Source organism: Collinsella sp. HCP28S3_E12, assembly GCF_052065595.1.
Taxonomy (GTDB): Bacteria; Actinomycetota; Coriobacteriia; order Coriobacteriales; family Coriobacteriaceae; genus Collinsella.
Genome location: NZ_JBQHTS010000003.1, coordinates 45,973 through 71,909 on the forward strand (window position 1 = coordinate 45,973; position 25,937 = coordinate 71,909).

The 25,937-nt window shown below is 60.9% G+C and carries 15 protein-coding genes; 2 read left to right on the top strand and 13 right to left on the bottom strand.

Going from position 1 to position 25,937, the window contains the following annotated elements; translation table 11 throughout:
• Positions 1–107 precede the first annotated feature (107 nt).
• From ACTNBY_RS01835 to ACTNBY_RS01890, 12 genes are all read right to left on the bottom strand, one after another.
• The gene (locus ACTNBY_RS01835; RefSeq protein ID WP_441063151.1) at positions 108–13,061 is read right to left on the bottom strand and encodes an InlB B-repeat-containing protein; all 12,954 of its coding nucleotides are present in this window, start codon (positions 13,059–13,061) and stop codon (positions 108–110) included.
• 127 nt (positions 13,062–13,188) lie between these two features.
• Positions 13,189–14,331 (bottom strand): aminotransferase class V-fold PLP-dependent enzyme, encoded by a 1,143-nt coding sequence (locus tag ACTNBY_RS01840; protein ID WP_441063152.1) that lies wholly within the window; start codon positions 14,329–14,331, stop codon positions 13,189–13,191.
• Complete coding sequence (locus tag ACTNBY_RS01845; RefSeq protein ID WP_154515347.1) at positions 14,328–14,579, bottom strand: DUF3343 domain-containing protein; 252 nt, start codon at positions 14,577–14,579, stop codon at positions 14,328–14,330. Before ACTNBY_RS01845 ends, ACTNBY_RS01840 begins: the two co-directional genes overlap by 4 nt.
• A gap of 19 nt (positions 14,580–14,598) precedes the next feature.
• Complete coding sequence (gene yedF / locus ACTNBY_RS01850; RefSeq protein WP_441063153.1) at positions 14,599–15,225, bottom strand: sulfurtransferase-like selenium metabolism protein YedF; 627 nt, start codon at positions 15,223–15,225, stop codon at positions 14,599–14,601.
• Between the two features lie 60 nt (positions 15,226–15,285).
• A complete protein-coding gene (selD, locus tag ACTNBY_RS01855; RefSeq protein WP_441063154.1) occupies positions 15,286–16,335 on the bottom strand; it encodes a selenide, water dikinase SelD in 1,050 nt (349 codons plus the stop codon).
• A gap of 84 nt (positions 16,336–16,419) precedes the next feature.
• Complete coding sequence (locus ACTNBY_RS01860; RefSeq protein WP_441063155.1) at positions 16,420–16,860, bottom strand: BadF/BadG/BcrA/BcrD ATPase family protein; 441 nt, start codon at positions 16,858–16,860, stop codon at positions 16,420–16,422.
• A gap of 7 nt (positions 16,861–16,867) precedes the next feature.
• Positions 16,868–17,218, bottom strand: coding sequence for a 2-hydroxyacyl-CoA dehydratase (locus tag ACTNBY_RS01865; RefSeq protein ID WP_427794463.1), 351 nt, complete (start codon positions 17,216–17,218; stop codon positions 16,868–16,870).
• Between the two features lie 116 nt (positions 17,219–17,334).
• The gene (locus ACTNBY_RS01870) at positions 17,335–18,405 is read right to left on the bottom strand and encodes a sulfate/molybdate ABC transporter ATP-binding protein (RefSeq protein ID WP_441063157.1); all 1,071 of its coding nucleotides are present in this window, start codon (positions 18,403–18,405) and stop codon (positions 17,335–17,337) included.
• Between the two features lie 3 nt (positions 18,406–18,408).
• The gene (gene modB, locus ACTNBY_RS01875; protein WP_441063158.1) at positions 18,409–19,890 is read right to left on the bottom strand and encodes a molybdate ABC transporter permease subunit; all 1,482 of its coding nucleotides are present in this window, start codon (positions 19,888–19,890) and stop codon (positions 18,409–18,411) included.
• A 115-nt stretch (positions 19,891–20,005) separates the two neighbouring features.
• The gene (gene modA, locus ACTNBY_RS01880; protein WP_441063159.1) at positions 20,006–20,878 is read right to left on the bottom strand and encodes a molybdate ABC transporter substrate-binding protein; all 873 of its coding nucleotides are present in this window, start codon (positions 20,876–20,878) and stop codon (positions 20,006–20,008) included.
• Between the two features lie 205 nt (positions 20,879–21,083).
• A complete protein-coding gene (locus ACTNBY_RS01885; RefSeq protein ID WP_441063161.1) occupies positions 21,084–21,563 on the bottom strand; it encodes a MogA/MoaB family molybdenum cofactor biosynthesis protein in 480 nt (159 codons plus the stop codon).
• 10 nt (positions 21,564–21,573) lie between these two features.
• Entirely contained in the window at positions 21,574–22,836 is a 1,263-nt protein-coding gene (locus ACTNBY_RS01890; protein ID WP_441063163.1) for a molybdopterin molybdotransferase MoeA, read from the bottom strand.
• Positions 22,837–23,046: 210 nt separating this feature from the next.
• Here ACTNBY_RS01890 and ACTNBY_RS01895 point away from each other — a divergent pair, with 210 nt between their 5' ends.
• Together ACTNBY_RS01895 and ACTNBY_RS01900 are read left to right on the top strand one after the other, a co-directional pair.
• Positions 23,047–24,468: a chloride channel protein gene (locus ACTNBY_RS01895; RefSeq protein ID WP_441063164.1), complete on the top strand. Its 1,422-nt coding sequence runs from the start codon at positions 23,047–23,049 to the stop codon at positions 24,466–24,468.
• 87 nt (positions 24,469–24,555) lie between these two features.
• Positions 24,556–25,518, top strand: coding sequence for a diacylglycerol/lipid kinase family protein (locus ACTNBY_RS01900; RefSeq protein WP_441063165.1), 963 nt, complete (start codon positions 24,556–24,558; stop codon positions 25,516–25,518).
• Between the two features lie 33 nt (positions 25,519–25,551).
• Here ACTNBY_RS01900 and ACTNBY_RS01905 read toward each other — a convergent pair whose 3' ends face one another.
• The gene (locus ACTNBY_RS01905) at positions 25,552–25,932 is read right to left on the bottom strand and encodes a peptide chain release factor family protein (RefSeq protein WP_441063167.1); all 381 of its coding nucleotides are present in this window, start codon (positions 25,930–25,932) and stop codon (positions 25,552–25,554) included.
• Positions 25,933–25,937: the final 5 nt, after the last annotated feature.

A 25,937-nucleotide genomic window follows, 5' to 3' on the forward strand; every position in this document is an offset into this window, starting at 1 on the left:
TTCGGGTCGAAACAAAACGGGACGGGCAAAAGACCCGTCCCGCAAGTATAAACGTTTGAGCAGGTCAGATGATGCAAAGCATCAATCTGGTTGCCTCTTTAGATCCGCTACGCGTCAGAGCGACGGCGACGCAGCAGCTCGAGCCCCAGTGCGACAAGCGCAACAGCACCCGCGGCCACAGCGACAGCCAACGGCGTGCGATCGCCCGTATCGGCGAGCTGCTGAGCACTCGACTTGGAAGACTCCTTCTTACCGGAGTTTTCCGCGCCCGATGCCTTTGCCTTATCGACTGCGGAGTCATCCGAGCTACCGGGTTTTGTCGGATCCTTTGAATCCGGCTGGTCGGAATCGGGCGTTCCGGGCTTTTCCGGCTCCGGCTTACTCGGGTTGTCAGGCTCGGGCTTGTCCGGCTGGTCCGGGTCGGGCTTGTCCGGCTGATCAGGCTCCGGTTTATCGGGCTCAGGCTTGCCCGGGTCCGGCTGGTCAGGCTGGTCAGGCTCGGGCTTGTCCGGCTGGTCCGGGTCGGGCTTGCCCGGATCGGGAACCACCGGGTCCGGGTCGACAGGCTCCTGCTTCTTCTTCACCGTCAGCGTACCGGGCTCAACCATGACATCGAAGTTCGGGTCGGTGACCGTCGCCTCGATCTGGTACTCGCCCGCCGGGGAACTCTCATCGGCGACGCAGGAGTACTCGACCTTCACGCCCGAGGTATTGGCCGAGCTCTTTAGGCTCGAGGTAAACGCGGGGTTCGTCTCTCCCTCGAAGCGTTCAGCATCGTCGACCTTTACCTTAAGCTTCGCCGGCGCAATCTTGAAGTTGCGCGAGGCGGCGCCGATATACCCGTTGCTTCGCAGCGTGGCAACGGCGCGATACGTGCCCGCATCGGTCGGGGCCTCACTCGACGAATAGTGTGTGCCGCCCGTCCCGTAATACCTGATCCTCAAGTCACCTTCGCAGGCCTTGGGAACCCCCGTGACCTCGGGCGCCTGGGCGTCACCACTATAGACGAAGTCGCCGCCTGCAAATGCGAGCTCGACCCGCTTCGCCTGAACGACCAGAACGAAGTGCGCGGTCGCGGTCTTGCCATGAGCATCCTTGCACGTGACGTCAAAGGTAGACACTCCGGCCTTGAACGAGGTGCCCGAGAGCGTCAGACCGCCCGCCGTGCGGATGAGCTTAAATCCGTCTGGGAGCTTAGCGTCGTCCCACGTGTACTCATACGGAGCTTCGCCACCCGCGGCACCCAAAATCGTCGCGCGATACGTGTTATGCGCACGTGCAACCGGCAGCAGACCGCCGTTGAACACGAGGGCATCCCGGGGCACAACGGAAACGACGGCGCGATCGCTGTCCACCTGTGTCTCGGTACGAAGATATCGCTGAGTGACGCGGCAGGAATACTCGCCGGCGCAATCCTCATCGAGGCCCTCGATGAGAAGCGTCTCCTCCGTCTCGCCCTCAAGCGCCACAGCCTCGCCGCCCACCATGTGGAACCACTGATAGGAAAGCTCAATCTCGGCAGCAGAACCCGTGGACGAGGACGCGTGGTCGAGGACGCCCTTCCCCGCCTCGGCAGCAACCGAGAGCACAACAGCATCGTCCTCGTGGGCACTCGCATCCTGTGGCTGCGCAATCACCTTCGGAGCGTCCGCTTTCGCGAACTCGAACGTAATCTCGTGCGACGCGGTGACGCCACTCAGCGTGACCTCGTACGCTCCGCCCTCATAGTCGGAGATATCAAGATCGATGGCCTTGTCCGAGTCGGCTTCCGTGACCGTCACCCGCTCGAGGTAGTAGCCCTCGTCAGGCGTCGCCGAGAGCGTCACGTCGCCGCCGGCATCAACGGTGACGGAAGCGTTGTTGACCGAACCGTTGACCGCCTTCGCCGTCACCTCAAAGCGCTCGGGCTTGTCCGGGTTATCGGGCTCGGGGTTATCAGGGTCGGGATTATCGGGATCAGGCTTGGGGCCCGGATCAGGCTGATCGGGATCCGGATTATCCGGGTCGGGGTTGGGACCAGGACCAGGCTGATCGGGATCTGGGTTGTCCGGGTCAGGGTTATCTGGATTGTCCGGCTCAGGGCTATCCGGGTCCGGATTGTCCGGGTCCGGAACCACCGGGCCGGGATCGACGGGCTCCTGCTTCTTTTTCACCGTCAGCGTTCCGGGCACGACCTCGACATCGAAGTTCGGGTCGGCAACCGTCGCGCCGATTTGGTACCCGCCAGCAGGAGAGCTCTCGTCGGCATCGCAGGAGTACTCGACCTTCACACCCGAAGTATCAACCGCACTCTCCAGGCTCGAGGAAAACGCTGGGTTCGTCTCTCCCTCGAAGCGCTCGGCATCGTCAACCTTCACCTTGAGCCTTGCCGGAGCGATCTCGAACTGGCAGGCAGCGGCACCGATGTAGCCGTGGCTGCGCAGCGTGGCGACAGCGCGGTATGTGCCGGCATCGGTCGGGGCCTCCGTCGAGGAATACTGCGTACTTCCGCACCCGTAGTACCTGACGTTAAGGTCGCCCTTGCAGACCTTGGGAGTACCGGAAACTTCGGGCGCCTGCGACGCGCCATTAAAGGTAAAGTTGCCATCCGTGAACGATAGCTTTACGCGCTTTGCCTGAACAACGATCGCAAAGTGGGCAGTCACGGCCTCGCCACGTGCATCCGTGCACGTGATGTCGAAGGTGGAAACGCCCGTCTTGGACGGAACGCCAGAGAGCGTCAGGCCGCTCGAAGTACGGGAGAGCTTAAGCCCGTCGGGGAGCTTCGCCTCATCCCATGCGTACTCGTACGGAGCCATGCCGCCCGCGGCCCCGGCAATCGTTGCGAGGTACGTGCTGTGGGCGCTCGCTGCCGGCAGCAGGTCGCCGTTAAATACAAGGGTGTCCCACGGCACGATAGAGACGGAGGCACAATCACTGTCCGTCTGCTTCTCAGTACCAAGGTAGCGCTGAGTGACGCGGCAGAAATACTCGCCGGCCTGCTCGTCATCGAGGTCCGCGAGTGAGAGCGTCTCCCCCGTCTCGCCCTCGAGCGCCACGGCCCTGCCATTCACCATGCGGAACCACTGGTAGGAAAGCTCGACCTCGGCAGCGCAACCCGTTGACGAGGCAGCGTGGTCAGCGACGTTTTTGCCTGCCTCGGCCGCAACCGAGAGCACAGCCGAATCGCCCTCATGGACGCTCACGTCCTGCGGCCGCGCGATCACACGCGGAGCGTCCGCCTTCGCGAACTCGAACGTGACCTCCTGCGATGCGGTGACATCGCTCAACGTGACCTCGTACGCCCCGCCCTTGTAATCAGAAATGTCGAGGTCAACGGTCGCATCCGAGCCTGCCTGCGCGACCGTCACGCACTCGAGGTAGCAGCCCTCGTCGGGCGTTGCCGAGAGGATCGCTTCCCCGCCCTCAACAACCGAAACCGAAGCATTGTCAACCGAACCGTTGACTGCCTTCGCCGTCACCTTGTAGTGCTCGGGCTTCTTCTTGACCGTCAGCGTGCCGGGGTCGACCGCGACATCGAAGTTCGGATCGGCGACCGCCGCGTCGATCTGGTATTCACCCGCCGGCGATTTCTCATTCGCCGAGCAGAAGTACGTAACCTTTACGTCCGACGTGTCGCAACGACTCACCAAGCTGGAGGTAAACTCGGGGTTCTTCTGACCCTCAAAGCGCTCAGCATCGTCGACCTTCACCAGCAGCTGAGCCGGCGCAACAGTAACCGTCAGTTCAACGTCTTCGGCGGCAAGATAGTTACGCGAGGCAGCGGCACGGGCGACAACACGCGCCGTACCGGCGGCCTTCACCGTCGCACAACGCCCCTTAATCGAAACCGAGCTCGCATCGTCATCGGAATCAACCAGCTCAAAGCTCACGGGAGTCTGGGCAACGTTGTTAAACACAATGGGGTCTCCACCGTAAACACCCGAATAGATCGTCGTTCCCGTAATGACCTGGCTTGCCTTTGCAATCGAGAACTCGGCGGACTTTTTACCCTGATAGTTGGTGTCAGTCACCGTAACCGTGACGCGGTAGTTGCCACTGTCGCACGGCTCCAGCGCCGTCGGACCATAGGACGTTCCATCTATACCGCGATAGGCAACGGAATAGGCAGACGCATCAAGGCCGGCAACCGCAACCGCCGCACCGTGTCGTGCGCCATCGTATGTCACATCAGACGTCTCGATCGAAATATCGACCGGGGCCTTCTCGATCGTAAAGTCACAGGAGGCATTACCGACATATCCGTTGGCTTCGAGCGTCGCCACCGCACGATACGTGCCGGCATCCACCGGCGCCTGATACGACGAGTAATGTGTGTCGTCCGTGCCAACATACGTTAGTTCGACATCGTCCTCGCAACCCTCGGGCACGCCCGAAAGCTCCGGGGCCTGCGCCGTCGCATTGTAGGTAAAGGTCTGGCCCTCAAATGCAAGTGGGGCTTTCTTCGCCTTCACGAGCAGCACAAAATGCGCTACGCGCTTATTACCCAGGTCATCGGTACACCTAATCTTGAAGCTATGCACACCCGTAGCCGCAGGCACGCCCGAGAGCACCAAGGCGCCCGATCCGTCATCTGCCAGCGTCAGCTGCATGCCCTCAGGAACCGCAACATCACCCAAGTTATACGCATACGGCGCCTTGCCGCCCGTAGCGCCGGCAATCTGGGCACGGTATTCATCGTGAGCGGTCGCCACCGGCAGCACACGCCCGTTAAACACAAGCGTTTCTCGGGGCACGATGGATACCTTCGCATGTTCGGTATCCGTCTTTGTCACCGTGCCCAGGTAGCTCTGCGTAATGCGACAGAAGAACTCGCCCTCGCCGTCGCTGTCGAGCTGAGCGATCGAAAGCGTCTCCCCCGTCTGGCCCTTTAGCGGCTCTACCTTGCCACCATCGTCAGACATGCGATACCACTGGTAGCTCAGCTTGACGTCTGCAGCGGATCCAGAAGACACGGCCGCATGGACGCGAACATTGCGCCCCGCCTCGGCGGCGAACGAAAGCTCAACCGGATCGCCCTCGTAAGCACTCGCATCCTGCGGCTGAGCGAGCACCTCCGGAGCCGCAGCCTTCGCGAATTCAAATGTGACCTGCTGCGGAGCACTCACGCCACTCAGTGTGACTTCGTACGCCCCACCCTTATAGTCAGAAATATCAAGGTCATAGGCATTGCCAGCCGAACCGTCATCGCCTGCCTCTTCGGCAACGGTCACGCGCGTCAGGTAGCAGCCCTCATCGGGCGTCGCCGAAAGCGTCACCTTGCCATCCGTAGCGACCAAAGCAGACTCCGGATCAACCGATCCGTTGACCGCTCGGGCCGTCACCTTGTACTTAGGCGCCTCCGCAAAGCGCGCCTCGACGGTCATGTTGTCCTCGGGGACAAACGTCCAGGTAGCATCCGTGCTCAGCGGCTCATCGCCCAACGACCCGTCGTCATTGCGCGTATACCACCCATCAAACACATAGCCCGCATCGGGAACAGCAGTCAGGGTCGTGGACTCACCGTTCTCGACTTCGTTGGTCACGGCATAGCCCAGAGATTCGTCCTCGGAGGAACCCTCGACGTGTCCGCCCTGACGCGAATCCACCGCCGTAACCGTCATCGACGCCCGCTCATAAACGGCCGTAAAAGTACGGTTGCCAAACACTACGCGGTTGATCACCGGCGTAAATCCCACAGGCATGCCGTTCTCGTCGACCCAGTATTTAAACTTCCAACCCTCGTGCGGCACGGTAAACATAATCGCCGCGGAGTGGTAGGAGCCGCCGGTACCAAGCGCAACCATGCTAAAGCCCGCGCCCTTGGGATACGTGGCGACCTGAACATCGCAGCCCGTCTCATAGAACACGGCCGTAAGCTGCCTGTTCTCCTTTGCGGTACCGATATAGAACGCGCTGTAGCTCACCGTGACACCCGCATCATCGACCCAATGTGAGAAGTGGTACTTCTTCCACGGGATCGCGATCGCCATAAACATGTCGCCCCTGTCGTACGACCTGCTGCCGGCAGGAATACCGTCGACCAGAAGGGCCGTACCGCGGAAGATGGACGAGCCGGTGACGGTAATAGTCACCTGTCCATCGGATTCGAACTGCGCGTAGTACGTTATGTCTTGTGTGGCGGTCACATCGAGGGTCGTCGCGGTCTCGACAATCGAGGTACCCGCCTTATCGGTGCTCCAGCCCACAAAGCGATAGCCCATACCGGCAACAGCGGTCAGTTCCACCTGATCGCCCGCGGCAAAGCTACCGCTACCCGTAACACGGCAGCCCCTGTTCGAAGCCTTGTCCTTCACCACGACCTCACCCGTAACGGTCACCTCGTACGGATCGGCAAACACGGCCTGAAGCTCCAACGTATCGTCCTCGAGCCCCTCGACCATATCCTTGTCGAGCTTAACCCAACAATGGGCGTCGCAGCTCAGCAGCGACTTGCTGCCCTCGGCATCCAGGACATACCAGCCGACAAAACGTTTGATTCCCATAGGCGTAGCGTTGAGTTCGACCGTATCACCGAATTGATAGGAGCCCTCGCCGCTCAGGGTACCAACGCTATCGTCACTCGCGCTCAAAACGACCTGATAGGACTTAGGAGCAAAGGTCGCCGTGTAGGCGGCGTCGCCCGTGACCTTAACGGTATAGTCGGCGTTCTCGCTGACCGTCTCGCCCCTGTCGTCCGTCCAACCAGCAAACGAATACCCGGTGTTTGCAGTCGCGCGAAGCGTTGCGCGGTCGCCGGACTCATAGCCACCAAAGCCGCTCACGGCTCCGCCCTCGCCAGGCGAAGCAACGGTATGCACGACATACGAACCCGACGCAAAGAGGGCATAGAGCGACGTATCCTCACGCACGGTAAATCGATAGGTTTTCTTGGAGCTCACGCACGTGCCGTTACGGAGCCAGCCCACAAAAGCCGTATCCTCGGCGGCGACCGCACGCACGGTTGCGACCTGTCCGGCGGCATACGTCCCCGCGCCCTCGACCGTGCCCATACTCTCCTCGCACGAGACGTCCACCGTACATTGCTTTGCCGAGAACACGGCCTGGAGCGTCGTGTCAGACGTCGGCACCACGTGATAGGTTCTGTCACGGCTTACCACGGCTCCCGAGGCATCGGCCCAATACTCAAACGCATAGCCCGAAAGCGCATGCGCGGTCAGCGTGGCGGCATGCCCCGCCTCAACGGTACCTGTGCCCTCGACCCAGCCGGCGACGCTCGATTCGACCAGCGAACCGGTGCCGGAATCGACTACCGCCGTGGCGTCGACTCCATAGCTTTTTGCCATAAAGCGAGCGACGTGCACATGGCTGCGCTCCTGGTGGCAGGTGAACTCCGCATCGGCAGACTCAAACGTGCCGTCGGCCGTATACCAACCAGTAAAGACGTAACCGGGGTTGGGCGTCGCCTTCAGGGCAACCTCAGCGCCGCGGTCGGCAAGGACGCGGCTCGCCTTGACGGTGCCACCTTCCGCAGGATCGGCGAGGGGTACGCAAACGGTATCGATAGGCACAAAGGCCGCGGTAATAACGCAGTGCCCGGTTTTACCGCGAGCCTTCGCAACCAACGAGGTCTCATGCTTAAGGCTCTTCAGGCGGCCATTGACGTACCAACCCCAGAACAAAAAGCCAGGATGGGCCTTGGCCGTCAGATGAAGGGTCTCACCTAATTTGAACTTATCAGTCGTGGGCTTCACCACAGTCCCGTTGCACGTCACGGTACCGCCGAGCCACGAATCAGCCGTGACCATGACCTCGGGTTTTGAGTCGGTAAAGATCGCGGTATAGGTGTCGCTCTTGGTAACCTTAACGACCAGCTCGGCGGTGTCGTACTCCTTACCGGAGTCATCCTTCCAATGGTCAAAGCGGTAGCCGTCATTGGCCTTTGCCTTGAGCATCACCGTGTCGCCATATCCGCAGGTAACCGAAGATGCCCCCGGGTGCCCCTCAATCTCAACCGCACCGCGCTCCATAAAGGTCTTCTTGGCCTTCGCCGTCACGGTATAGGTATTTTCCTCAAACACCGCGCGCACGGTGCATTCCACGTCCTCGGGATAGAACTCGAGGTAGCTGGGGTCGGTGCCCAAAAGCAGGTCCGTCTTGGCGTCGTACCAGCCCTTAAAGGTAAATTGTTTGCTCGCCTCGGCCGTGAGCTCTATGCTCAGCATGGCAGGCTCGCCCTTCATGCAGTAGCCCTCGCCGTGCACTAAATATTTGCCCGCCATGGCCGCGGCCGGCTCAACGACCACGTCTACCTTGCAGGCACGCGTAAACTTCGCCTGGACCACGCAGTCGGTAATGGGCTCAAAGGTATAGGAACGCTCGCTCGACACCAGCGTCGACGTAGTATCCGAGCCACCATTGCTCAGATACCAACCGTCAAAGATATAACCCTCGGATGGGGTGGCCTCCGCGGTCACGCGCTGCCCTTCGGGAACCTCGAGCACCATGCCGGCAGTCTCGCCGCGCTTCAGTGTAACGGTGCCGCCCTCGAGCGGGTCGGCCTCGGCACGCACGATATGCGCATCCCTGCCGTCCATTACAGCCTCGATCCGGGCATTCCCGTTAACGCGGTATTCGCAAACTTCCTGCTTGTTGGCAATCGTGATGCCCTGCGCATCGGTTTCGCGCCACTCCACAAACCGATACGTTTTTTCCGGATTGTCGGGGCGCACCTTGGGCCGCATCGTAAACGTGAGAATGTCCCCATCCTTCGCGCGAACCTTGCCATCCACGACCGGCACGCCATCGCACAGCACCTCGGCGCTATCGAAGGGGTCGGTATTCACCAGGATTGTCTTATCCGCCTTGCGGAAGCGTGCAACCAGATGGCGGTCGACCTCGGCCTTGAAGATATACGTACGCTCGGGCGAGACCTCGATGCCGTCCTCAAACCATCCCACAAAGGCATAGTCGGGACCCTCGCTCGCGGTGACCATAGCCTGATCGCCACGCGTAATGCTCTGCTTTACGGGGCTTGCGGTGCAGCCTGTCGAAAAATCGGCCTGAATGCCATCGGCTTCGGCAACCGCCGTAATCTCAACTTTTTTCTCGAAAACGGCCGTCATTTTTACGACCTCGGGCGTCAGGTCCGTGATCGTCATCGTCTTGAGAGGTGATGTCGAGACCTCGACACCGTTCTCTTTCCAACACACGAAGCGATAGCCGGGATTGGCGACAGCCTCCAGCGTGGCGACCGTCCCCTCATAGTGGATACCGCCTCCGGTAACGACGCCGCCCACCTCGGGCTGCGCGGTGGCAATTATTTCGATCTTATGGTCGCCATGAGGCTTGGGCTTCTTGTGGTCGTCGATGATGTCCTTAATCTCCTTGAGCACCTTCGTGCCGACGGCGGCAACATCCTCAATGTTGTCGGCCATACCGATCTCGATCACCGCATCGGCCGCGATGGGGTCGACGATCTCGCCCAGCCCATACATGGTAGCGAGGACGGCCGCAGCCGTAATCGCGGCGATGAGTGCAGCCTTAAGCGCTGCGAGTGACTCGTCGGGGTCAGTCGCAGCGCGGAAATGCGCGGTGTACTGCACATCTCCCTCGAGCACAAACGTGTAGGACGGACCATCGTCGCCGGTAAAGACAACGTTGCCGAGGGCATCGGTCGCGTAGTCAAACACATAGCCAGGCATTGGCACCGCCACGACCGTTACGCGCGACCCGATACCGTACAGACCGGTAGAGAGGAACTGTCCGAGCGGCTGCCCGTTCTCATCGACCCCGTCCACACCCAGCACAACGCTCGCCTGCGGAGCGCAGTAGCGCGGAGTGATCTCGATCCTAGCGTCAGTCTTGTCCTCGGACACAATCGCGTCCGCCTTGTCCACCGTATAGGTAAAGTCAAGCTGATCGCTCACGGCGTACGCATCATCGCCCTCGCCCAGATACCAGCCCAGGAACAGCGCGTTATCCGTGACAGCGGAAACCTCAACCGTCTCGCCGGCATTGCGATAGCAGTTTTGAGCGGTAACACTCAGGTGCGCAAAGTCCTGCGACGAGTCGGTCGCCTGCGCATCGTTGACGTACACCGCATAGTCCTTGAGCTTAAAGCGAGCCTCCAGGGACAGGTCCTTATCTGGCGTAAACGTGTAGACCGGCTCCTTGGAGATGTACTTGCCGGACTCGGTGTCATACCAGCCCTTAAACGTGATGTTGTCGTTGAGCATCCCCAAAGTACCGGCATCGAGCGCGACCTCGGCACCTGCATCGATCGTCATCGTGCCGGAAACATCGGGAAGCTCAACGCCGTCCATCAGCTTGCGTTCGCCCTTATCAATCGTTTGGGCATAGGAGATCTGGAACGATGTCGGCGTGGGTTTCTTAAGCTGTAGCGTGCCCTTGGTCTGGGTTTCAAAATGCGAATAGCCGTCGTCATACACGAGCTTTACGGGTTGTCCGTCCATCGACCCATCGAAGACGTCGCCGTCGCGGGGGGTGGCCGTAAGGTACTCGCCGAGCTCTTTCTGTATGAGGGCCTCGTAGTCCCAAATCGATACCGAATGCGGGTAATCGAGCTCGACGTTCATGCCCTCGAGCGAAATGGTCTCCCCCGTCTCATAGGTCATGTTGTTGGGGTCGCATGAAATCTCAACGTTCTCGAGCACCTTGCCCACCGGGACGGGCAGGCAGCCGTTGCACATCTCCCAAACAGCTTTGGGATGCCCGTTAGCATACTTCGGAATCATCTTGGCGGGGACCATGACGGTCATGTTGTATTTGGGGAACGTGTCGGTGTTAATGAGCACCGCATTGTTGCACCCAAAGAACACGGTCTCGAGATTGGTACTGCCAAACGCCTTTTTCGGCAACTCCTCGATCTTGGAGTTATATGGCAGTGTCAGCCCGCCGCTCAAGTCGGTGCCGTAGAAGCAGGTGTGACCAAGCGTTTCGACCGTTGTGTTGCTCTCGAGCCCCGTGGTAGCAAGGTTCGAGCAGAACCTAAACGCGCAAACGCCAATCGATGTAATGGAGGTATTCTTGTCCAGGCCGGTATCGGTCAGAGCTCTGCAGCCTTCGTAGGCTCTGTCGGGAATCGATGTGAGGCCGACAACCTTGTCGAGCCCCGTGGACACCAGCCCACTCTCGGCAAACGCGGCGTCGCCCATAGAGCCAATGGCGGCAACCTCGTTGATGTTCAAACTCGTAAGCGACTTGCAGCCATAGAATGCCTCTTTCCCGATGGTACCGATGGTCATGCCGGAAAGGCTGATATCGGTGAGATTCGGGCAGTTATAGAAGGCGTGCAGTCCGATTTTGGAAATGGAACTGTTCTCAAAGCGCACTGAGCACAGATTGGTAGAGTCGGCGCAGAGCTGTGCGTCGACTTCATCAACCCCGTAATCGACAATCAAATTCGTTACCATTCGACCGTCGACGGAGTTCTCGCGCGGGTTGTTTTCATCGATTTCTACCGTAAGATTTCCGTTTGCGTCGCACGGATACAGGTAGTAGTTCGGCATAAACTTGGCATACTCGTAGGCCGCCTGCTGCAGATTGCCCTTGCTGTACGCGACAAGGCGCGTGTAGCCATCGTCGTACACGAGCTGTATAGGTTCTCCGTCCATCGACTCGTCGAAGACATCACCATCACAGGGGGTCGCCGTAAGGTATTCGCCGAGTTCGTCCTTTATGAGCGCTTCGTAGTCGCTATCCATCGTCGAATGAGGATATTGAAACGTGACGATCATGCCCTCGAGCGAAATGGTGTCACCCTGGTGATAGGCCATCTTGTCGGGATCACGCGAGACCTTAATCTTTTGAAGCATCTTGCCCACGGGGACGGGCAGGCTGCCATTGCAACTCTCCCAGACCTCGTTGGGGCGACCGCTTGCGTATTGCGAAACCATCTTGGCAGGAACCATGACGGTCATGTTTTGCTTGGGGAACGTGGTGGAATTAATGAGCACCACATGGTCGCATCCAAAGTACACAGTTTCAAGCTTAGAGCCATAGAACGCACGGCTCGGCAGTTCCTCGATCTTGGAATAAAGGGGCAGCGTCAGCCCGCCGCTCATATTGGTCCCGGAGAAACAGCCTTCGCGAAGCGTCTTGATCGTCGTATTGTTCTCGAGCCCCGTCGTCGCAAGGCGAGAGCAGTTTTTGAACGCATTAACGCCGATTGATGTGATAGATGTGTTCCCTCCCAGACCGGTATCGGTCAGAGCGCTGCAGCCATTATAAGCGTTCTCAGGAATCGAACTGAGACCAACGACCTTGTCGAGCCCCGTAGACCGCAGCCCGCTCCAGGCAAACGCGGCATCGTCCATAGAGCCGATGGTAGCAACGTCATTAATGTTCAGACTCGTAAGCGATCCGCACCCAGAAAACGCTTCTGTTCCGATGCCCCCAATGGTCATACCGGAAAAGCTGATATCGGCGAGATTCGAGCAGCCAGAAAAGGCGTGTAATCCAATTGAAGAAATAGAGCTGTTCTCAAAACGTACCGAGCGCAGATTGGAGGAGTACTCACAAATATATCCGGGGACCCCATCCACTCCGTAATCAACGATCAGGTTGGTCACCAATTTACCATCGACAGAGTTCTCATTCGGGTCGTTTTCATCAATCTCTACCGTAACGCTTCCGCCAGCATCACACGGATACACATAGCCGTTCGGCATAAGCTTGGCATACTCATAGACCGTTGGGTCCTCATACACGAGGGGATCGACTTCGCTGTCATCGGACGAGGGTTCCGCCGTTGCAGGCGAGGTCTTTGCTGCATCGGAGTTGGTCGCGGAGCTCGAAAGATCTTGGGCCAGGCTCGACGTGGAAGTGCTGGTATCCGAGCTGGACGATTCGTCCAGAGCGTTATTCGTTTGGTCGGAAGTTGTGGATGAGCCGCCCTCGCCCAAAGACGACGCGTTATCGACCGCATCGGCATCAGCGTCAGAGCCCGAGTCGGTCTCTTGGGCCTCGTTTTCGACGGCGACCGCCCCAGCATCATCGGCATAGGCTGTGCTGGGCGCAAGGGGTATCGAGGTCACGACCATCGCGACCGAAAGATAGACGACCAAAAACCTATAGAGGGCAGCAGTGATCCTGTTCATAGGAACCTTCCCGCAATTCGCAAAGATACCGAGGACCCAGTGCGGGCCATCATCTCACAATACCCTGTATAAGCGACAATGCGGGAAGGTTACGCAAACGGTTTATCTAAGGGCGCAGAAGGTTGGTCTAATCGCAGCTCAAATCACGCAAAGCGTCAATCGCGGTGTCGACTTCCTCGTCCGTGTTGAAATACCCAAACGAGAAACGAACGACACCCTGACGCTCAGTCCCGAGCGCGCGGTGCATGAGCGGGGCACAATGGGCGCCGGGGCGCGTCGCAATCCCCCACCCCTGCATGAGCGCGTCCGAAATCTGGGCAGAGTCGATATCACCCACGTTGAGTGAGACGATCGCCGAGCGCACGGGCTGGTCAAAGGCACCGTAGAGCTTAATCCCCGGAATCTCGCGCACGCCGGCAAGGAAGCGCTCTGCAAGCGAGCGCTCGTGCGCCGCAATCGCCTCGACCCCACCCTGGGCCTCGATAAAGTCGAGACCGGCAGAAAGGCCCGCGATACCGTGACCGTTGAGCGTGCCCGCCTCAAGGCGCGTGGGCCACTCAAGCGGCTGCAGCGCATCGAAGCTGTGCACGCCCGTGCCGCCCATGGCCCAGGGCGCCACGTCAATGCCTTCCGCCACGGCCAGGCCGCCGGTGCCTTGAGGTCCCATGAGCCCTTTGTGGCCGGTAAAGCACACGACATCGAGCCCCATGGCGTGCATATCGATATGCGCCGTACCGCCAGACTGCGAGGCATCGACGATCACCAGCGCACCTGCCGCATGGGCCATGGCCGCCACGCGCGCAATGTCGACCGCGTTGCCGGTCACATTGGAGGCGTGCGTCACCACCACAGCGCGCGTACCGGGCGTGACCAACCGCTCGAGCTCGTCGTAGTCGAGCACGCCGTTCGCGTCGCAGCCCGCATGCTCAACCGCCACACCCCGCTCCGCCGCCAGGCGATTGAGCGGGCGTAACACCGAGTTGTGCTCGAGCACCGTCGTGACCACACGGTCGCCGGGGCGCACCACGCCACAGATGGCGGTGTTGAGTGCAGCCGTGGAGTTGGGCGTAAAGCACACATGGTCCGCTCTCGGGCAACCCAAAAGGCGCGCGAGCTTGGCACGGCAACCGTGAATCGTACGAGCCGCATCGAGAGCACCCGACGTGGCGCCGCGCCCGGCATTGCCGAGCGAGCACATCGCCTGCGTCACGGCATCGATGACCGCCTGCGGCTTGAGCATGGTCGTCGCCGCGTTATCCAGATAGATCATCGCACGACCTCCCACATGTCAATCACCGTAAAGCCCTCGGTGGGAACACCAGCTGCGGCAAGCTCGGTGCGCAGCAGTTCCTCATCGGCAGGCAACGCCTTCCACGCCAAGCCGCAGCCGGCAGCGACCTCCCCGGGCACGGGAATCGTGCGCCCGGGAAGGCCGCGCTCGATGCATAGGGTCTCGCAGCCCATGGCGGCCGCCGTGGTGGGAAACGTGATGACAAGCGCCGGGCGCTTCTCCCTCATGGCAACTCCAACCAATACGCTACGGGCGCACGACGCGCACGGCCTGCTCCATCTTCTCCACGATCACGTACATGTTGGTGACCTCGCCCACCGCAAGCTGGTCTTTAATGCCAAAGTGGTCCAGGCAGGTACCGCAAGTGAGAATCTCGACGCCCTGCTCGGCCAGGCCCTTCAGGTCATCGAGCACCGGCGAGCCCTCGACGGTGAGCTTGGCGCCGCCGTTGTAGAACAGCATGGTCGCGGGCAGCTCCTCCTGCTGCGTCACGGCAAAGATAAACGCCTTCATGAGCTTGTGGCCCAGCTCGTCGTCGCCGCGGCCCATGCAGTCGGTGTAGACGGAAATGACGAGCTTGCCCTTGCCGGCGCTGGCATCACAGAAGGCAGCACCGTCCTGCTCGGGGTCCGCAACGGCCACGGCACCGGCGGTCGCCACGGTCACGTGCCACTCGGCGTCAGAAACCTTCTCGACCGAGGCCGTGCAGCCCTTCTCCTGCGCCATCTTGGAGATGTTCTTGACGGCGGTCTCGTTATCGACCGAGGTCACGACAACGCCCTCGCCATCGAGCTGCTTGAGCGCCTTAAGCGTCTTGACGACGGGCAGCGGGCAGGCATCGCCCGTGGCATTGACTTCAATCTTGGTAGACATAGCATTTCCTTTCGAAAGAACCGTTCTAGAGAACGGTAAACAGTTACATAAACGTGCGGGCTAGCGGACAACGTGGACGGCAGGACCGCCTGGCACCGGCTCGCACACGCGACCGACGACGGAGGCGATACGTCCTTCGGCATGCAGACGGCGCGCAAGCTCATCCACATCGGCAGCGGGTGCCGCGATAAGCAGGCCGCCCGAGGTCTGCGGATCGTACAGCGCATCCAGCATCCCCGGCTCCAGACCATCGTCGACTGCCACGCGCGGGCCAAAAAAGTCCTGGTTACGGTAGGCGCCGGCAGGGATAATGCCAAGGCGTGCCATGTCGAGCACCTGGTCAAAGAGCGGCACCGCCCCCGACACAAGCTCAATCTGCACGCCCGAGCCCTCGGCCATCTCGCACGCATGTCCGATCAGGCCAAAGCCCGTGATGTCGGTGCAGCCATGAAGCTCGAGGTCCTCGGCCAGACGAATCGGAGCCTCGTTGAGGGTCCGCATCGAGTCAAACATGGCTGCGGCCTCGTCCTGTTCGATGAGCTCGCCCTTAATGGCCGTAGTGATGATGCCCGAGCCGATCGCCTTGGTCAGCAGCAGAACATCGCCCACGCGTGCGCCGCTGTTGGCGAGCATACGGTCAAGCGCGACAAAGCCACTCACGGACAGGCCGTACTTGGGCTCGTCGTCGTTGATGGTGTGGCCGCCCGCGATGGCACAGCAGGCCTCGACGCACTTGTCGGCGCCACCCGCCAGAATCTGGCCGGCAACCTCAACGCCCAGGCAACTGGGTATGCAAAGCAGGTTCATGGCATGGCTCGGCCGTCCACCCATGGCGTAGATGTCCGACAGCGAGTTTGCCGCGGCGATCTGGCCAAACAGGAACGGGTCATCGACCATCGGTGGGAAGAAGTCGATGGACTGCACGAGGCCCAAGTTATCGCCAACGCGGAAGACGCTCGCATCGTCGGAAGTATCGAACCCCACGAGCAGGTTGTCGTTATGCACATTGGGTAAGTCGCCCAGGACCTGGGCGAGGGCTCCAGGAGCCAACTTAGCGGCTCAACCGCTCGCGGCAGTCATCTGCGTGAGCTTCATGAGATCGTCAGCCATCGATACCTCCTCTCATCGGTCAATCAGTTCCTCCCAGTATACGCATGACGGCGCCGAGAGCGGGCAATTTATCGCACCGGCCCCCTACGCGAGCGCCTGGGCTCGAATGGCCGCGCCGATGGCACCGGCAAAGCGGGCCTGGGGCGAGGTGGTGACTGGCGAGCCCACCAATGCGCCAAGACGCTCGACGACATAGGCGTTTTCGCACAGACCACCGGTCAGATAGTACGGGGCGCCCGCGGCTTGCGAGGCCATGGTCGCCACACGTGACACGACGCTGTCGATCACACCGCGGGCAATGTTCTCGCGCGGCTCGCCGCGGCCGATCAGGCTAATGACCTCGCTTTCGGCAAACACCGTGCACATGCTGCTGATCTTGGTGGGCTCGCCGGAACGCGCCAGGTCGGCAGCCACGTCATAGCCAGCCGCTGCCAGTGCCTCGCGCAGCCGCTCGGAAGCATCGACCGAGGAGAACCCGGTTGGCTGCACGCAGGTCCACGTCACCGAATCCACCCCATCGACCACAGCGGCCTTAGCCGCCGTAGAAGCCCTCGAGCTCCTCCTTGAGCAGGCGGCACTCCTCGTACCAGCCTTCACGCTCGTAGGCGCGGTCGCGACCCTGAGGAAGATGCAGAATGTGCGTGCGCTTAAGCTCCCCCAGCAGCTCGTACATCTTCTTCTTGCCGTCGCAGGTGGTCTCGCCGATGATCATGTCGCTAAAGTACGTAAACGGGCACTTTTGCGAGTAGGCAAAGCCGTACGTCGACTTGATGAACGGGCAGAGGTTTGACGGCAGCACCTTCTCGGCCTCGGGAATCACCTCGTCGGACGTACCGCACAGAGCCACGCTTGCAGCCCCCGCGGCATCGTCGTACGACAGCATCGTGTGCCGTCGTTTAATAAATTATTATCTTGATTGATAAGAGTTTGTCATCCCTCATTCGGCGAACGGCAAGACAAAGCCGCCGAGGCTTATATCCCCGACGGCATTACCCGGCGCTATCGACAAACCAAATGAATCCTGCTCGCATCAAAATGCATGCGCAGCGTCTCGCCTGCTTGCGGTAGCTCGTCGACAGGTACGCTCACCTTGTTGACCTTCCACTGCAGACGCGTTGGTGCATCGGCCCGCGGCGCATCCAACAGCACCAGGCGCTCAAAGCGCGAATCGCTCACACGGGCCACGTGCAAATCATAGCTATTGCGGCCCCGCTCGGCACGGTTGTCAACATGGAAGTAACTTGCGCGAATGCCCAGGTACACCACATTATCGGGAACCTCGCGACCCACGTTAAAGGTCATGCCCCAATCGAGCGCCTCAACTTCTTCATCGCCGATCTTGCGCGCCCGGCTAGTGTTCTTGCAGCCCGTCAAGCGCAGCGCCGCCAGTGTCTGCGGACGGCGAACCACGTCCTCGACAGAACCGATCTCCTCGACGCGCCCGTTATGCATCACGCAGATGCGCTGGCAGAGGCGGCACGCTTCGTCGATATCGTGGCTCACGTAGAGCACGGTGCGGTTACAGACGTCGAACAGGTCGAGCATGTTCTGCTCGAGTGCGCTCTTAAGATAGGAATCGAGCGCGCTCATAGGCTCGTCGAACATAAAGATGCCCGGATGCGCCGCCACCATGCGGGCGAGCGCCACGCGTTGCTGCTGGCCGCCCGAGAGTCGCGCGGGATAGCGGTCGGCAAAATCGGCCAGACCGAAAATGCCCAGATAGCGCTCGGCGAGCTTTTTGCGCGCGGCGGCGTCGCCCGCATCCTTTACGCCGGCGCATACGTTATCGGCCACCGTCATGTTGGGAAACAGCTGATAGTTTTGGAACAGCAGGGCGCATTTTCGCTCCTGGGGCGACAGGTTGATGCCCGCCGCCGAGTCAAAGAAGGTTACACCGTTGACGACGATCTTGCCCTCGTCGGGCGTCTCCACGCCGGCAATGCAGCGCAGCGTGCAGCTCTTGCCGCAGCCCGAGGCGCCCAGCAGCGCCACACGCTCCTCGCCGGCCTCAAGCTGCATGTCGAGCGTAAACCCGGGATAGCGCTTTTTGATATCCAGAACGAGCGACATGGCCTATCGACCTCCCTGCAAAGCGGCGTCATCGCGCATGAGCTCGGCCAGCGCCTCGCGATCGATACGCAAGGCATCGCCGCCCGCCGGGTCGAGCGAATCGCCCCGTCCGGCGAGATCTTTGGCCTGCTTGCGCTCCGCACGGGAAAGGCCGCGCTCGCGGTACTTTTGCGAATGCGCAGTGTACATGTTGATGAACAGGATGACTAGGAAACTAAACACGATTACGACCACGACCCAAAAGAGGGCCACCGACGTATTGCCGCCCATCCACTCAAAGTAGATGGCGATGGGAATGGTCTGCGTGATGCCGGCATAGTTGCCCGCAAAGAACAGCGTGCAGCCAAACTCACCCATTGCGCGGGCAAAGGCGAGCACCGTGCCGGCGGCGATGGAGGGCCAGCCGAGCGGCATCATGAGCTTGGTAAAGATGCGACGCTCGGACCATCCCAGCGTGCGCGCCGCATCGAGCATCTGCGTGTCGAGGCTCTCGAAGGCACCAAGTGCCGTACGATAGACGAGCGGAAACGACACCACCACGGCAGATATCACCGCCGCCGACCACGTAAAGACAATCGAGATGCCGTGCGCGATGAGCCACTGGCCCACCCCGGTCGAGCGGCCAAACAGCATGAGGAGCAGAAAGCCGCAGACCGTGGGCGGCAGCACCATAGGAATCGTAAAAACCGAATCGAGCAGGCCCTTGATGCGACTCGAGGTACCCATAGTCTTCCACGCGGCGAACAGCCCCAGCGCAAAGGAGATCAGCAGGGCAAGGCCGCTCGTTTTTATGGACACCCAAAACGGGCGATAGTCGATGTCGCCAAAGAAGGCTGCGGCGCGCTCCGCCAGCGACGGCGGCACCGTCGTCGACACGTCCGCATACCGCACGAGGGCGGCGTTATCGCTCCACAGGACGCCGTCACCCAAATCTAGCTCGGCATTCGCGGCGTCGGCGGCATTCACTACCGTGTAGTAATCGCCGTTGCCGCCCTTCACCTTAAACTGATAGCGGTAATCGCTCTGCACCAGCGCGTTATCCGAGGTAAAGACCCATTCGAGATTAGAGTCCTCCAGCAACGCACCACCCATGGAGTGCGACTTGTCGAGCCCCACGAGCATCTTCTTGAGCGCCTTTTGGTCATCTGCCTTTGAGATATCGAGCCCCGCGTCTTTGGCGGCATGGGCGTCGAGCCAGACCACGATGCTCTCAGGCGTCGTCACCGTCACGAGGGTCGTCTTCTTGTAGATAGGAAAACGGTAGCCCTCGGGCTGACCCGCAAACGAACGGGCCGTGCCCTTGGCATTGCGCTCAAACGCGTTGAGGCCAAACCCGACGCCATCGATAAGCGCGGAATCTTCGGTCGCCTGGCAGCCATCGGCGGTGGTGAAGAGTGCCTCGGCCCGAGCAACCCCGGGCGGTGCGGTCAGCACGCACAGAACCGCAGCCAGCACGGCGAGCAGGCGAATCGTTTTCCTTGGCACGGGCGACTCCTCAAACACAGGGCAACGGCACGCGGACACGCCGGTTCAATCAAAAGGGCGGGCGATCGCGAGAACGCCCGCCCTCAAGCATATCGTTATGCGGCGATGTTGCGAACTACGCGGAAAGCTCAAAGCCGTACTTAGCCCAAATCTTCTGGGCTTTCTTGTTGGTCAGGCAGAAGTCGATGAACGCCTTGGCCTCGTCGGCGTGCTCGGAGCTATCGGCGACAGCGCCGGGATACACGATGGGCTTGTGCGAGTCCTCGGGGCACACGAAGGTCTCCTCGATGCCGTCGTAGCGGAAGATATCGGAGCTGTAGACAAAACCGGCCACGCAATCGCCCGTAGAGACGTAAGACGCAGCGGTGCCGACCTTGTCGGCCAGAGCCACCTTGTCGGCGAGATCGGGCGCATACTCGCCGTCGTCGCCCTCGGTGCCGGTGTAGAGGCCCACGGAGGCCAGGACCTGGTTGGCGTACTTGCCAGCGGGAACGGTCTTGGCGTCGCCGATGGCGATCTTGCCGTCCAGGTTCGCGACGTCGGCGATGGCCTCGACCCTGGTGTCGGAGCCCTCGGCGCGAATGATCACGAGGTCGTTGACGAACATGTCCTCACGCGTGTCGGCGTCGACGAGCTCGGCGGCCTCGGCGTCATCCATGGTGCCCTTGGAGGCCGTGATGAGTACGTCGACGGCGGCACCGGCGCGCATCTGCTCGACAAGGTCGCCGGAAGCCTTAAACTGCGTGTCGGCAAACGTGGTGCCGGTCTGGTCGGTATAGAGCTTCTGAACCTCGGGCAGGGCCTTCTCGAGCGAGTTGGCAGCAAAGACCTGCAGCTCAACAGCCTTCTTGGACGAAATCTTGGCGGAGCCGGCATCGGAACCAGTCGGCCCAGACGTCTTGCTGCCGGAACAGCCGGCAAGGCCAAGGCCGGCAGCGGCGACAGCGGAAAGTGAAACGAACCCGCGGCGAGAAACCGTATCGAACATGTTCAACCCTTTCGAACGCTACGCCCGGGCACCCCGCCGCAAGCTTTATGCTGTTACTAGATTATACTTTTGCACGAATAGTGTTTGTGATAAATATTTCTCGTCTAATAATTTTCCTTTACCGATAACCACGAGACGGCCCGCACTGTCGCTGCATAAAAAAGGCGGAGCAGCCCGTAAGGTCACTCCGCCGCAGGTAATGCGCTTATTTGGCGTGCCCGCCCCCCGCCGTCATTTGAGCTGCGTGCTCCAGCTGGTCGCTCACGGCCTCCCAGCTTTCGCGGGCCGCTTTCGTTGATCCCGGAAAGTTGATGACAAGCGTATGCCCACGCTGCATGCACACGGCGCGCGAAAGCATAGCGCGGCGCGTCTTGGTCATGGAGTACGCACGGATTGCCTCTGCAATACCCGGTACATCGCGGTCGCAGACGGCACGCGTCGCCTCGGGCGTCACGTCGCGCATCGAAAGGCCCGTGCCGCCGCAGGTGAGCACGACATTGGCGTGGCACTCATCGGCCGCTTCCTCAATGGCATCACCGATCTCGCTGACGTCGTCGCGCACGACCACATGTGAGGCGACCGTCCAGCCCTGCGCCGCGATGAGTTCCTCGAGCGCAGCACCCGCTTCGTCCTGGGCAAGATCGCGCGTATCCGAGCACGTCACAATCGATATCTTCAGCTCCATAGCATTCCTCCTATAGCACCGCGCCCTCAGGCAAGTCGACACGCACGACATCCACGACGTCGCCCGCCCTGAGGTCACACGGGCCTTCGTCAATACGCAGCAGGCAGTTGGCCCGCTGCATCGTGCCGAGCAGCGCCGAATTCTGCGTCTTGGCCTCGGTCACCAACAGCTCACCGGTCTCGGGGTCGCGCAAAACCGTGGCACGATCGAAGAAGCGGCGATGCTGTCGCTTCTTCACGCCGTGTGTGAGCTTCGCCTGCTGCACGGGACGCACGCCCTCGGCAAAGCCGCGCATCTTGCGGATCGCCGGGCGGGCAAGCATCTCAAAGCCCACATACGCCGCCGCGGGATTGCCCGAAAGTCCCAAATATGGCTTGCCCCCAAGCAGGCCAAACGTGATGGCCTTGCCGGGACGCATCGAGATGCGGTCGAACAGCACCTCGCCCTCGCGCCGAACGAGCGCCGTCACATAGTCGTAATCACCCGCAGAGGCGCCACCACTCGTAATGACAAAATCGCAGTCCTGCGCGGCGCGATGCACCAACTCGGCAATCGCCTGCTCATCATCGGGCGCAATGCCGTAGAACACGGGCTCGGCTCCTGCATCGAGCGCCTCGGCCATCAACGCCGACGAGTTGGAGTCGCGAATCTGCCCGCGCGCCGGCACGTTACTCGGTGCGACCAGTTCCGTCCCCAGCGAGATAATGCCCACGCGCGGAGCGGCATGCACCTTCACGCTCGCATACCCGGCACTCGCCAGCAAGCCGGCGCCCGCCGGAGCCACAACCTCTCCAGCGTACATCACGACGTCGCCAGCATGCGCTTCCTCAGCAGCCGATCGAACGTTCTCCCCCACCTTGGCAGGCGCCGAGAATCTCACACGCGAACCCTCGTTGCCGTCACCGTCGAGCACATCGACGATCTCGTACTTCACCACGGCATCGGCACCTTCGGGTACCGGCGCGCCCGTCATGATACGAACCGTGTCGCCCGCGCCGATTGCGCCCTCAAAGACATGGCCCGCCGCCTCGTGCCCCACGACAGAAAGCGTCACGGGCGCATCGGTGGACGCTTTGGCGAGGTCGACGGCGCGCACGGCATATCCGTCCATAGCGCTGTTGGCAAACGGTGAAATGTCGATATCGGCCACCGCGTCCTCGGCCAAGGGAAGGCCGGCGGCCTGCCACACGGGAATCTCGACGAGACCGGTCGGAGCAACGTGCGACAGAACAATCGACTGCGCGTCCTCCAGCGGAATGAGTTTCTCTGCCATATGCACCTCTTAATGCCACAGCGCACAACGGGGGCGCCAATTCTTTATGCTTGTCTCAGTATAATCCCCTGCCGCACGGCGGCGAAACGACCCACGTTCTCGAATACATCTGTCGGCCGCAAGCCGCGAAACAGAACCGAAACCAACCTGCCGGTTTGTCACGTTTGGCACGTTCTATAATGCTCGTGTTGCAACCTAAAAGAGGACCGTATGGCTTTTACCGACAAACCCGAAAGCGCAAACGAGGCGCAGGATCATTCCCAGCCGCTCGACGACGACGGCTTTTTCTCCCTGAACGACGTCATCATGGCAGGCAGGCAACAGCTCACCCGCTCCGAGCATCTCTTGGCTGCCGACACGCGCCGCAATGCCCACAACCTACTCGCGAGCGCTAAGTTGCTCGTACTCGTCGTCATCGTCTCGCTCGCCATGGGCGTTGCCGCTTGGGCGTTTTTGGCCTCGTTGAATATCGCGACCGACTATCGCGAGCACCATACGTGGATTTACGCGCTGCTTCCCGTTGTGGGCGTTGCCACCGCATGGGCGTACAAAAACCACGGTCTTGCCGCCAAACGCGGTAACAACCTGGTCATCGACTCCGCTCTGGGCACACGCCTCATCCATAAGCGCATGGCCGTCCTCACCTTCGTCTGCTCCACGCTCACGCACCTAACGGGCGGATCGGCCGGTCGCGAGGGAGCCGCGGTGCAGATTGGCGGCACCATCGCCAGCAACATCTCAAGCCTCGCCCACCTCAAAAAGCATGACCACCACGACCTCATGCTCGCCGGCATCTCGTCGGCCTTTGGCGCCGTATTCGGCTCTCCCCTTGCCGGAGCTTTCTTTGGCATGGAGATGTGCTTTATCGGCAAGATCGACTACACCGCAGGGATCTACTGCCTGGTCGCCTCGTTTACCGGCTACTTTACATCACTCGCCCTGGGTACCGAGTACGAAGCGAATGCCATCGCCAGCGTTCCCGCCATGACGCCCAAAACGGTCGTTATCGTTGTTATCAGCGCCATTATCTTCGGTCTGACGGCACGCCTCTTTGCCTGGGCGGTTCGAACCGTCAAGAGCCTGTACGGTCGCTTTATCACCAATTACCTCGTTCGCGCACTTATAGGCGCACTCGTGGTTTTGGCTGTCTATGCTCTCCTCGACGCCTGGGACTACGCCGGCCTTTCCACGTGGCTTTCGGGCGCCGGGTTTGCCGGCAACACCACCCTCGCCGACGCCGCCATCAAGCTCGTCGTAACGGCACTCACCCTGGGTGCCGGTTTCCAAGGCGGCGAGGTCACGCCCCTGTTTGGCATCGGTGCGGCACTCGGTGGCTGGATCGGTTGCCTTACCGGGCTCGACCCCAGTTTTCTGGCGGCTCTCGGCATGCTCGGCGTGTTCTGTGCCGGCCTTAACGTGCCCATCACCACCTGCATGATGGCCATCGACCTGTTCCACGGCACGGCCGCCGGGTTCTTTGTCATCGTGGCCTTTATCAGCTACCTCGCCGGCGGACACCGCGGCGTGTACCCTGCCCAGCGCATCATCTCACCCAAGCGCCGTTCGCTTATAGTGGACGAGGGCGGTACGGTAGCGGATGCTATCGAGCGCCACAACGACCTGATAGAGTAGACGTAAGTATTCGCCGTGCAGCCACAATCGGGGGACAATTCGACCCGAGCGCGACCGCACCGTCACGCCATACGCCGGGAGTCGCCCATGCACGCAACTGATTTTGGTCGAACGCTCATCATCGCCAACCCCGCCGCCCAATCGGGTGCGGCGCGCGAAGTTGCCGAGCGCCTGCAACGCTTTTTGGACATGACTGCACGCGCATCCCAGTTTGACCTGGTATTGACCGAGTGTATGGGACACGCCAAGGAGCTGGCCGCACAGGCTCAGGGCTATCGCACCGTTATCGCCCTTGGCGGCGACGGCGTGATCCACGAGGTCGTCAACGGGCTTATGGCACAAAAGGAGGACCCCCGCCCCGCTCTTGCCATCCTACCCGTGGGTTCCGGCAACGATTTTGCCCAAACGCTCGGTATAGAAGATTTCTCCGGCAAGGATTTTGGCGCGCTGCTCACCTGCGAGCTGCAGCGTCAGGACATCGGTCGCATTCGCTCATGGAACCCCGCAAGCGGTAGCGGCGAGGCTTCCGTTGAGTACTACGACCAGACGCTCTCCGTCGGTATTGACGCCGCCATCGGCCTTGGCACCACCGAGCTGCGCAAAAAGACGGGCCTCACCGGCGCTCCGCTCTACACCCTCTCGGGACTTGAACAGTTTGGCCTGCGCTATCGCAACTACCCCATGACAGTCAGCTTTGACGGCGCGCCCGCCGAGCGCGTGAGGGCGATCATCATGGCGATTCAGCTGGGCCCCACCTATGGCTCGGGCTATCGCATCTGTCCCGACGCCGACCCGTGCGACGGCATGCTCGACGTTTGCTACGCCTGCGGCCCCGTTCCGCGTGCGGTCGCGCTTCCCATGTTTCTTTCGGCCAAGGACGGCCACCATACCAAGTTGCCACCGGTTTGCATGCGCCGCTGCCGCCATGCCGAGCTTACCTTTGAGGAGCCCGACTACCCCATCCAGGCCGACGGCGAACCTGTTATCGCCTCGCGCATCGAAGTCGACATCCTACCCGGCGCCCTCCAAGTCTGGCGTCCAACCCGCTAACCACCCCTATTTCACCGCAACTTATCGAGAAGATCACTCCTCCCCGCCCGGCTTGCGGCGGTTGGCCTTTTTAATGGCGTTGAAGTGCTTGTCATTAAGTCTGCGCTGGCGAGAGCGCTGAGGCACCTTGGTCTTTACGCGTCGACGCGGTGGACGCCCGCGACGCTCAAGCTCAGCGTGTAGCTTACGTAAACAGCAGCTACGATTTTGGAACTGACTGCGACTCTCGCGCGCCGTCACGGTAATCCCCGTAGGGATATGTTTCATGCGCACCGCCGAGTCCGTCGTGTTCACGCCTTGCCCGCCCGGACCCGTCGCGCGAAACACCTGCACCTCGCAATCGCGCGCCAGCTCCTCGACCGACATCTCGGCATAGCGCGCATACTCACGCCATCCCATCGTGTTCTCATCCATATCAA